Origin of the sequence: Paenibacillus sonchi (assembly GCF_016772475.1) — a bacterium.
Classification (GTDB): Bacteria; Bacillota; Bacilli; order Paenibacillales; family Paenibacillaceae; genus Paenibacillus_AQ; species Paenibacillus_AQ sonchi.
Window position 1 is genome coordinate 3,709,848 of the sequence record NZ_CP068595.1, and the last position, 10,946, is coordinate 3,720,793.

Here is a 10,946-nt window from a genome sequence, read left to right on the forward strand (position 1 = left end):
AAATGGCGGCAAAAACCAGGGTAGTGTATACTTCACAAGTTACACGAAATGGCGAAGCCTTGCCATTTTTTTTGTGAGGTTTTATTGATGTTAAAGGAGACAACAGCGGCCGGAAGTCCAAACATTCTCTGGAGTCACGACCAATCCCAAACTAAAAAAATCACAAGTTCAATCTAATATAGTGGAATCATAACGACTTGAACGGTTATGGAGGAATTACTGCATATGAAACCAAGTATCTTCTATCCTTTAACTCATCCACAACAAAGAATATGGTCCATCGAACAGATTTACCCGCAAACCCCGCTGCATAACATAGGGGGTACCATCAGAATCAAAGGGCCTGTTCAGTTTCCGGTACTGGAAAAGGCCATTGATCTCTTCATCCAGAGTCATGAGGCATTAAGGCTGAGAATAGCTGCCCGGAACGGGGAGCCAAGGCAATACATCGGTCACAATAATGATTTTCCACTAGATTTCATAGATTTCTCCACATGCAGCGAACCGGAACGGGAGTTTGCAGACTGGGTGGAATCCATAGCGCAAAAGCCATTCGTCCTCGAAAACGAACGGCTTTTTTATTTTGCCATGTTTAGAGTCTCTGATCACGAAAATGGCTATTTGGCCAAGTTCCATCATATCGTGGCAGATGGCTGGTCCATGAATATCATGACCGATCAGATCAGCGGGATATATACCCGGCTGTTGCGGGGAGACAGGGCAGAGGTTCAGCCTGGACCCTCTTATCTGGAGTACAGGGACGAGGAGCAAGCCTATCTTGCTTCAGAGCGGTTTGACAAAAACCGGACATTTTGGACCGGGAAATATCGGGCACTGCCGGATTCTTTTTTGAATGCCAGCTCGGACAGATTAGCCGGAAACAGAAAAACGTATGAATGGAGCCCTGAGCTGTCTGCCCGGATCAAGGATTTGGCCGCAGCGCATAACTGTTCCTTGAATACCTTCTTTGTTACTGCGTATTTGCTGTATACCCACAAGATTACGGGCCAAGACGATTTGGTCGTCGGCACGCCAGTATTGAACCGGTCGGGCCGGCGGCAAAAAAGCACCTTTGGGATGTATACCAGTACAATGCCGTTCCGCTATGTGATTGACGGCTCCAGTTCGGTACTGGACACGATGACCCGGATCAACAGCGAGTTAATGGCCTGCTATTTCCATCAGAGATATCCTTATGACCGGTTAATACAAGAGCTTGAGCTTAAGAAGAAAGGCTTGGATCAATTATTTAATGTCTGTGTCAATTACTACAATACCAAGCTGGGTACAGAAATCAACGGATTCCCTGTTGATAGTGTCGAGTTCTACAGCGGGCAGCAGATGTATTCCATGCAGCTCGTGCTTAAGGAATGGACAGGCTCCGGAAGTATTACCGCAAGCTTTGACTATAAGCTAAACGACTTCACGGATGAACAAATTGATGATATGTACGGTCATCTCACGACGTTAATTACGAAAATGGTGTCTGACCCGGAAGCGCAGATCAGCCAAATCAGCATCCTGTCCAAAGAAGAGTGGACCGAACGGGTGCATTCTTATAATGCGACCCAAGCCCCTTACCCGTATGGCAAAACCATTTGCCAGTTGTTTGAAGAACAGGCGGACAAGACACCCGATGCAATTGCTGTTACCTGCAAGAATGAACACCTGACTTACAAGCAGCTCAATGAGAAGGCCAACCAGCTCGCAAGATTTCTTATTGAAAAGGGTGTCGGCAGAGAAACCATTGTCGGGTTGTTGACCGCACACTCGCTGGAAACGGTAATTGGTGTCCTTGGTATCGGCAAGGCAGGTGGAGCCTTCCTGCCCATCGACCCCGGTAATCCGGCTGAGCGGCTGGATTATATCCTGCAAGACGCCGGCGCGGAATTCCTGCTCACTAATCTCTCCCTTGTGGATGAATGCAGTTTCGACGGTGTAATCATCAATTTGGAGGAAATTAAATACGATGCATACGGAACTTCCAATGTAAAGCCGGTGAGCAAACCGGATGATTTGGTTTACGTCATCTACACCTCCGGCTCCACGGGGCGGCCCAAAGGCACCATGATTGAGCACCGGGGATTAGTGAATTATATTTGCTGGGCGAAAAAGGTCTATGTGAAGCAGACGGAGGAAGTATTTCCGCTCTATTCCTCACTTGCGTTCGATCTGACGGTCACCTCGCTCTTTACGCCATTAATCAGCGGTGGAGCCATCATTGTGTACCGCGACGATGAAGACGAATATGTCCTGTTCCGGATTCTGAAGGAGAATCAGGCCACCATCGTGAAGCTTACGCCTTCCCATCTATCCTTGCTGCTGGACCGGGACCCTCTGAATTCCTCAGTCAAAAGTTTTATCGTTGGAGGAGAAAATCTAAAAGCCAGTCTTGCGAAAAAAATCTATGACCGTTTTGGGGGAAATATAGAGATTTTCAATGAGTACGGGCCGACCGAAACTGTGGTCGGATGCATGATCCATTCTTATGCACCGGATACAGACACGAGAGCAGCCGTGCCCATTGGAAGACCTGCTGATAATGTGCAAATCTATCTTTTGGATAAAAGCCTGGCTCCGGTCCCTGTTCACGCTGTAGGAGAAATCTATATTGCCGGCGACGGCGTGGCAAGAGGATATCTGAACAACCCTGAGCTGACTGCGGAGAAATTTATAGACAACCCGTTTGCTCCGGGGAAGAGAATGTATAAGACAGGGGATCAAGGGAGGTTCCTGCGGGACGGTACGCTGGAGTATATTGGCAGAGCCGATAAGCAAATCAAGATCAGAGGATACCGTGTTGAACTGGAAGAGATCGAGAAGCATCTGCTCCAGCACCCCGGGATAACAGAGGCGGTCGTCCTGAACCGTCAAGACAAGCAGCAGCATTCTTACCTTTGCGCCTATATCGTTTCAGAACGCAGGTTTACAGCCTATGAGTTAAAAGAGTACCTCAAGAAGCAGCTGCCTGACTACCTCATTCCATTATATTTTGTCGAAGTGCCGGAAATTCCCTTAACCGTAAACGGTAAGGTGGATACAGCTCTATTAGAGGAAATCGCACTTCCGGAAAGTGAAGACAAAACGTATATCCAGCCGAGAAACGAATATGAAGCGCAGCTTATTGAAGTCGTCAGGGAGGTTTTGCGGGTTGACGATGCAGGGGTGAAACACAACTTTTATCATCTGGGCGGAGACTCCATCCAAGCGATCCGGATTGCTTCAAAAATGAGCCAAAAAGGCTTCAAGCTTAAAGTGAAGGACATTTTGTCATTTCCCGTCCTGGAAGAGATGGCCGCGTTTATTGAAGCAGCACAATCAGAGGTGGTTGAGCAAGAAGCAGCTGAGGGCGGCATCTCTCTTACTCCCATCCTGTCCTATTTTTTTTCGCAGCATTTTGCCAAGGCCGGTCACTATCATCAAAATGTGATGGCAGTGATGAAGAGGGAGATTGGACTGGATACGCTGGAAAAAGCGTTAAGTGCCCTAATCCGGCATCATGATTCCCTGCGAATCAATTGCAGGAGTGACAGCGGCGGGTTGTTCTATAATCCAGAGCATTATCATACCCGCCCGTCCATTGAAGAATATGATTTCTCAGACCTATCCCTGCCTGAACAAGAGGCCAAGCTGGGGGAAGCGGCTCAGCGGCTGGCTGCGAGCTTCGATCTACAGCACAGTCTTTTGGTGAAAGCGGCTGTATTTGAGCTCGGCCATGTCCGGAAAATGCTGCTGATTGCCCATCATCTGGTGGTAGACGGTGTATCCTGGAGAATCATCCTGGAAGATATGAATACCTTGCTGCAGCAGATCCATCACGGCCAGGAAGTGGCACTCCCTTTGAAGACAAGCTCCTATCAGAAATGGGCTAAGGCATTGGAGGCCAGCCGGGAGACGCTGGGAATGAAGGAAGAAGAGTACTGGAATTCGGTATTGCAGAAGCATTTTGCGTTTTCGGCTGACCATGACCAGGGAGCGGATATTCTCGCAAGCTGCCATACATTAATATCCGGGCTTGGGCAATCTGAAACCGCGGCGCTTCTGTCCGAAGCCAATATTCCCTACAATACAGAACCACATGATTTGCTGCTGACGTCTTTACTGGTGACAGTCAAAGAATGGACGGGCAGCAGAGATATAGTCATTGAGCTGGAGGGGCACGGACGGGAGGATATCGATGAACTTGTAGATGTCACAAGGACAGTAGGCTGGTTTACAAGCTTATATCCATTCGGCATCACCTTGAACGGAGAATCCCTTCCCGGACAGATTAAACAGGTCAAAGAGGAACGGAGAAGAGTTCCCGGGAACGGAATAGGGTTTGGGTTGTTGCGCCAGCTTGGCCGTATTGGAGATCACCGTCTGCGTAAATACATCCGCTTTAATTACCTTGGGGAATTTACTGAGGATCACAGCGGCGGATATCTGACATTATCAGGGGATCAAATTCAGCACAATGTAAGCGGAGACAACCATCTGACAAGTGTGCTGGATATCAACTGCTTTGTGATCGGCGGCCATTTACAGCTGCGTCTGACCTACAGCCGGAATAAATTTCTGGACATGACCATGGAACGGTTCCAGACGCATTGGATCCGGAATCTGAAGCTGGTGATTGAACATTGCAGCAATACTGAAAGAAAAGAATATACTCCCTCCGACTTTGATACGGTCGATATTTCCCAGGAGGAGTTAGACAGCCTGTTTAGCTGATGGTGAAAATTCAGGATGCGAGGTTATGGGATGAAAAAAGGGATTGCGGGATGGCTCGTCTTATTGTTGCTCACCATGGTACTGCCGCTGCATGCATGGACAGAACCGGCTGCACCAAACAGTTTGTCTAATGAGGAAACTGCCAGCATTGAAGCCTGGATCAACAAGAATATGCGGGAAGGCAAAATACCGGGTGCATCCGTTGTGATTGTTAAGGGGGAGCAAACGGTCTACAGCAAAGGCTTTGGGGATTCCGATGTAGCAGCTAAGCGTCCGGTGACTCCGGAGACCTTGTTTGAGCTTGGTTCGACCAGTAAGGCCTTTACTGCATTAGCTGTATTATCGCTGGAAAAACAGGGCTTAATTCATATGAAAGACCCTGTACAGAAGTACCTGCCCTGGTTCCAGGTTTCCTATGCCGGAGAAGATGGCTCGGGTACAAGCCGTGTGGCCGGGATTACCCTGGAACAGCTTCTTCATCATACCAGCGGCCTTTCATTTGATACGATTAGCGATATTCCCGTTGGCGGGGATGAACAAGCGCTGGAGCGTACGGTCAAGGCGGTGGTTGGGGAGAGGTTGGATTTTTACCCCGGGGAAAGGTTTCAGTATGCTTCCATCAATTATGACATCCTGGGGCTTGTGATCGAAAAAGTAACAGGAGAGTCATTTGAGGTTTACCTGAAAAATAACGTATTGAACCCCCTGGGTTTGAAAAATACCTACCTTTTCCGTACAGAAGCAGAGCAGCACGAAATGGCGAGGGGGTATAAGCTCGGATTCTTAAAGGCCAGGGAATATCAGGCTCCTGTGTATCGTGGAAATACACCCGCCGGTTATGTCATTTCGAATGGCAACGATATGGCAGCGTGGCTGAAAATCCAGATGGGAGGGCAGGCGGAAGCTGCGATGGATGCCGATTTGATCGGCCGCTCCCATCAGCCGGACCGGTCCGTCTTCCCCGGTCTGGACGGTTCTTCCTACGCGGCAGGCTGGTTTGTCTATCAGAAAGGGAGCGGAGAGCTTTCCCATGGAGGCAGCAATCCGAATTATTCCTCTTCCGTAGTGTTCCGCCCGGAGGAGAAGATCGGGGTCGCCGTACTAGCGAACATCAATTCCTCCTATACCCAGGCGATGGGCCAGGGAATTATGGAAATTCTGCACAACCAAAAGCTGCCTGAAAACGTATCCGATCAATACCGCAGTGTGGATAAAATCTCTACTGTCATTCTCTGCATTGCGGTCCCATTGATCCTGTTAACGGGCTGGTTTTTCATTATGACCATCAAAGAAATCATCACCAAGGAAAGAAGGCTCCGCCGGAAAACCGCCAAAAACATTTATGGGCTGGCCGTAATGCTGGGATTTTTGGGGCTGGTCAGTTATTGCTTTTATAACATTCCCTCTGTTTTATTTAGCGGGCTTTCATGGGAGCTTGTTGAAGTATGGGCCCCGTCAAGCTTTATGATCGCGGTCCCGGGTTTATTCATCGGGGTCTTTTTCTTTTCCGTCTACTACTTCACCACATCACTGTTCCCCAAAGCGCGGGACCGCACATTGTTTCCTATCATCTTGCTTAGCACGATAAGCGGCTTCGGAAATGCAATTATTATCTTTATCATTAATGAAGCGCTGAATCATACCAACCGTTTTCAGATGGGGTTATTTTCTTTTTTTGTAATGGGGATCGCTGTCTACGTTTTTGGCCAAAGGCTGGTCAGAACGAAGCTGATTACCCTGACCAATGAAATGGTCTTTCAAAAAAGAACGGATCTGATCGACAAGATTCTGCGTTCTTCGTATCAAAATATTGAAACCATCGAAAACGAACGGATCTATTCGGTATTAAATAATGATACGGAAACGATCAGCGGTGTTACCAATATTCTCATTTTTGGCGTAACCAGCCTTGTCACTTTGCTTTGCTGCTTCGTCTATTTAGGCACGATTAATCTGCTCGGCTTGCTGATCTCGATTGCGGTTATTTTGTTCGCGGCCGGCCTGTATTTTTTGGCGGGAAGACATGCCAATCAGGTCTGGGGAGAAACCAGGGATATTCAAAATACCTTTTTCAAGTTCATCAATCACATGGTCAGCGGCTTCAAGGAGCTTAGCCTTCATAAAGGCAAAAAAGAAGAGTTCCAGCAAGAGCTTAAGCAAAGCTGTGATACCTACCGGATCAAACGGATTCAGGGGGACTTAAGCTTCGCCAATGTATTTGTGATGGGAGAGCTGCTGTTTACCTTGGTCATCGGGGTTGTAGCCTTTATTTTTCCGCTGCTCTTTAAGGACATTTCCAACAGCTCGCTCAGAGCCTATATCTTTGTCTTTCTGTATATGACAGGGCCGGTCCACGGCGTACTGGATGCCATCCCGAATTTCATCCGGGTCCGCATCAGCTGGAACAGGCTGAACGAGCTGTCCAGGCAGCTGGATATAGCTGAGGAAATGCAAGAAGGCCCGTCTGACAATGAATGGTCTGAAGATGCCCCGATCCATTTGGAGGCAAAGGATATAACTTACCATTACCAATCCCAGGAAGGCGAACAGTTTGCGGTGGGGCCGCTGAATCTGAGCGTCCGTTCCGGACAGGTTACTTTTGTTACAGGCGGGAACGGGAGCGGGAAGTCAACCCTGGGCAAATTAATAACAGGCTTATATAAGCCCGATCAGGGAGAAATTCTATTGAATGGCCGGCGGGCAGCGCCGGAAGAATTGAGCCAGAGCTTTTCCGCTATATTCAGTGATTTCCACCTGTTTGAGCGGCTGTACGGAATGGAAACCGGAGACAAAAGTCAGGAGATTCAGGAGTATTTACAAAAGCTGGATATTGAGCACAAGGTCCAAATTCAGCAGGGGGCTTTTAGCACCGTAAATCTCTCAACCGGACAGCGGAAGCGGTTAGCGCTCCTGATCAGCTGCCTGGAAGATCGCCCGATCTATCTTTTTGATGAATGGGCTGCTGATCAGGACCCGGAATTCCGGGATTATTTCTATCATGTACTCATACCGGAGCTGAAGCAAAAAGGGAAATGCATCATTGCGATTACGCATGACGATAGATATTTTCATATGGCTGACCAATTGCTGAAAATGGAAGTGGGGCTGCTCGTCAATCAACTGGAGGAACAACATGCGTGACAGGTCATACCTGGAGTCCTACCATCCGCAAATGAAGGGAGGCAGAAGGAGTTTGGCGGAGCGCATCCGTTATGTACACTAGCTCTCTACTATTATGAAAAGGTGGCAGTCGCATATGCATACATTTGAAACGATTGGGATTATTGGTGCAGGGGTAATGGGTTCCGATTTGGCCTTGGATCTGGCAAGCCAGGGGTACCGGGTCATTCTGAAAGATATCCATGAAGAGGCACTGGAAAAGGCTAAGGCGAAAATCAGGGAAGACTTCAAGCTGGTAAAGCTGATGAAAAAAGAGCTGCCGGTAAAAGAAATTGAACAAGTGCTTTCCAACATCATGTTCACCACTACATATCAAAGCTTCCATGCCGTTCCCTTTGTGATTGAAAATATCACGGAAAACTGGGAAGCCAAGCAAAAGGTGTATCTGGAACTCCAAGAGCATTGTCAGGAAGATACCATTTATGGTGTCAACACGAGCTGCATTTCCATCACGAAGGTAGGCGCAATCCTCCCCAGACCGGAGAATGCAATCGGCATGCATTTTATGAATCCGGTTCCGCTCAAGCAGATGGTGGAGATCATTAAAGGCTACTATACATCTGAGGATACGATCCGGAAGATCAAAGACTTTTTGAAAGCGATTGACAAAAAGCCTGTTCTGGTTAACGACTCACCGGGTTTTGTGACCAACCGCGTCCTGATGCCGATGATTAACGAATGTATTTGGGCCGTTCATGACGGGGTCGCCGCAGCGCAGGATGTGGATAAAATTTTCCGCTTAGGCTTCAGCCATAAAATGGGCCCGCTCGCAACTGCCGATTTGATCGGGCTGGATACGATTTTGAATTCCATCCTGGTTTTGTATGAGAGCTATAACGATCCGAAATACCGCCCGTGTCCGCTGCTGGTCAAAATGGTAGACGCAGGGCTGCTGGGGAAAAAGAGCGGCAAAGGATTTTTTGATTACACGTCTGTTCTGGCCCATAGCCATGCGTAAGCTGATATACAAAATTTAATGTGAAGGAACCTAAGCGATGGAGATAAAAAACGGAATTAAATGCGTCGTGTGGGATTTGGACAATACCCTCTGGGATGGCGTTCTGTCCGAGGGGGATGAGGTCACGTTAAAACCGCAGATCAAGGAGATTCTGGAGGAACTGGATCACCGGGGAATTCTGCTGTCCGTTGCGAGCAAAAACAATATCGATGATGCGATGAACAAACTGAAGGAGTTTGAAATCGACCACTATTTTCTGTATCCCCAAATCCATTGGGAGCCAAAATCAAAGTCACTGGATGCGATCCGCCAGTCGATCAACATCGGGATGGACACGCTATTGTTTATCGATGACCGGCCGTTTGAGCTGGATGAGGTAAAAAGTGTTCATGCAACCATCAATTGCGTTCATGCCGATCACTACCAGGAGCTGCTTGACCATCCTTCGCTGATCCCCGCCTTTATTACAGAGGATTCGGTCAAAAGAAGGCTAATGTATCTGGAGGATATGAAACGTAAACAGGAAGAAGAAGCGTTCTCGGGAACCAGCGAGGAGTTCCTGAAATCGCTGGGCATGAAATTCATCATCAGTGAGGCTGAGGAGGAGGATTTGAAGCGTGCGGAAGAATTAACCGTCCGCACCAATCAGCTGAATTCGACGGGCCGGATCTACAGCTACGACGAGCTGAATCACTTCCGGGTATCCCCCGGCCATAAGCTGTTTGTCTGTGAGCTAACCGATAAATACGGGTCTTACGGCAAAATTGGCATTGCTTTGGCCGAGCTGACGGATACCCATTGGCATATCAAGCTGCTGATTATGTCATGCCGGGTGATTTCGCACGGGGTTGGTACGGTTCTGCTGACACATATCATGCAGCAAGCCAAACAAGCCAATAAAAGGCTGCTGGCTGATTTTAAGAATACGGAACGCAATAAAATGATGTACGTCTCCTACAGGTTCTCCAATTTCAAAGAGATAGCCAAAGCGGAGGACGGTTTTGTGATTCTGGAAAATGATTTAACAACGATTCAGAAATTTCCTCCGTATATCGAGCTGCTTGTCCAGTAAGGTTATCCGGGAAAAAATAAAACTAAAGGAGTTTTTACAATGAGCATGCACGAGCAAATCCGCAATTTTATTCAGGATAATCTGGTAGTGTTTGATGATGAGGTTGAATTCAGCAACGAAGACAATATTTTCGAGCTTGGCTTCGTGAATTCATTGTTTGCCATGAAATTGGTAACGTATATTGAGAGTGAATTCAATACGACCATTGAGAGTGATGAAATGGATATCAACAATTTCAATACGATAGATAACATCGTAAGCTTTATCAATTCGAAAACGGTCTATCAATAAGGGCACTGTATGATTTATACGACAAAAAACACTGGGGCCGTTTTTAATTGGGACGAATATTTCATGAAGCTGAAGAACGGGGAAGCTCCGGCGTTTGACGTGGATGCGTATTTTCACAATGTCAGGGATTTGCTGAGTGAGAACGCTCATCTGCTGGCACTGGTCTTGGGGGACGTATTGCGCAAGCTGTTAAAGGGCATTCAGGTACAACCGCAGCCAAGAATACTGGAGCTGGGGGCGGGTACGGGATTTCTCACCCGTCTTTTACTGACCATGTACGGGGGAAGCGGAGTTTTGGTGGATAATTGCCGGACCTCATTTGATGCCTATAACCGGATAAAAGAAAAGAATGAGGACCGCATTACGTATCAGTTGGAAGACCTTTTTGCCTTAAAGGTGACAGAGCCGTTTGATATGGTTTGCAGCTTTGGGCTAATCGAACATTTTCAAGAGAAGCAGGAGATTCTGTCCATCCACAAGGAGCATTGCCGCCCGGGCGGTCATATGATTCTAATCGTGCCGATGGACAGCTTTTTGACACGGGCCTATTACGAGGTTCATCCCGAAATCAACCTGGGGTATAGAGAGCTGTTAACCAAGAAGACTGCATTGGAACAGATTCAGACAAGCGGGCTGCAGCCGGTCCGGGCTGAAGTCAGCCAGGGTTATGTCTATGATTTTTTGACGGTTTTGTGTAAGTGACAGATGTTAGGTCTTTTTCAGAACATACAA

At 47.7% G+C, this 10,946-nt stretch carries 6 protein-coding genes; all 6 read left to right on the forward strand.

Annotated elements, in window-relative coordinates:
* Positions 1 to 225 precede the first annotated feature (225 nt).
* Positions 226 to 4,713, forward strand: a complete 4,488-nt coding sequence (locus tag JI735_RS16805; RefSeq protein WP_233476435.1) for a non-ribosomal peptide synthetase — start codon at positions 226 to 228, stop codon at positions 4,711 to 4,713.
* Positions 4,714 to 4,743: 30 nt separating this feature from the next.
* Entirely contained in the window at positions 4,744 to 7,854 is a 3,111-nt protein-coding gene (locus JI735_RS16810; protein WP_039835761.1) for a cyclic peptide export ABC transporter, read from the forward strand.
* Between the two features lie 115 nt (positions 7,855 to 7,969).
* A complete protein-coding gene (locus tag JI735_RS16815) occupies positions 7,970 to 8,851 on the forward strand; it encodes a 3-hydroxyacyl-CoA dehydrogenase family protein (protein WP_039835762.1) in 882 nt (293 codons plus the stop codon).
* Between the two features lie 43 nt (positions 8,852 to 8,894).
* Positions 8,895 to 9,923 carry an HAD-IIIC family phosphatase gene (locus JI735_RS16820; protein ID WP_233182167.1) on the forward strand — a complete coding sequence of 343 codons (1,029 nt, stop codon included), beginning with the start codon at positions 8,895 to 8,897 and terminating at the stop codon, positions 9,921 to 9,923.
* A 39-nt stretch (positions 9,924 to 9,962) separates the two neighbouring features.
* Positions 9,963 to 10,214, forward strand: coding sequence for an acyl carrier protein (locus JI735_RS16825; protein ID WP_020427015.1), 252 nt, complete (start codon positions 9,963 to 9,965; stop codon positions 10,212 to 10,214).
* A gap of 63 nt (positions 10,215 to 10,277) precedes the next feature.
* Entirely contained in the window at positions 10,278 to 10,916 is a 639-nt protein-coding gene (locus JI735_RS16830) for an SAM-dependent methyltransferase (protein ID WP_157771390.1), read from the forward strand.
* The last annotated feature ends 30 nt before the right edge of the window (positions 10,917 to 10,946 follow it).

Excerpts from the sequence above, each read along its gene's own strand:
- JI735_RS16830 (WP_157771390.1), top strand. The coding sequence starts at position 10,278 with ATGAAGCTGAAGAACGGGGAAGCTCCGGCGTTTGACGTGGATGCGTAT.
- JI735_RS16805 (WP_233476435.1), top strand. The coding sequence starts at position 226 with ATGAAACCAAGTATCTTCTATCCTTTAACTCATCCACAACAAAGAATA.
- JI735_RS16810 (WP_039835761.1), top strand. The coding sequence starts at position 4,744 with ATGAAAAAAGGGATTGCGGGATGGCTCGTCTTATTGTTGCTCACCATG.
- JI735_RS16825 (WP_020427015.1), top strand. The coding sequence starts at position 9,963 with ATGAGCATGCACGAGCAAATCCGCAATTTTATTCAGGATAATCTGGTA.
- JI735_RS16815 (WP_039835762.1), top strand. The coding sequence starts at position 7,970 with ATGCATACATTTGAAACGATTGGGATTATTGGTGCAGGGGTAATGGGT.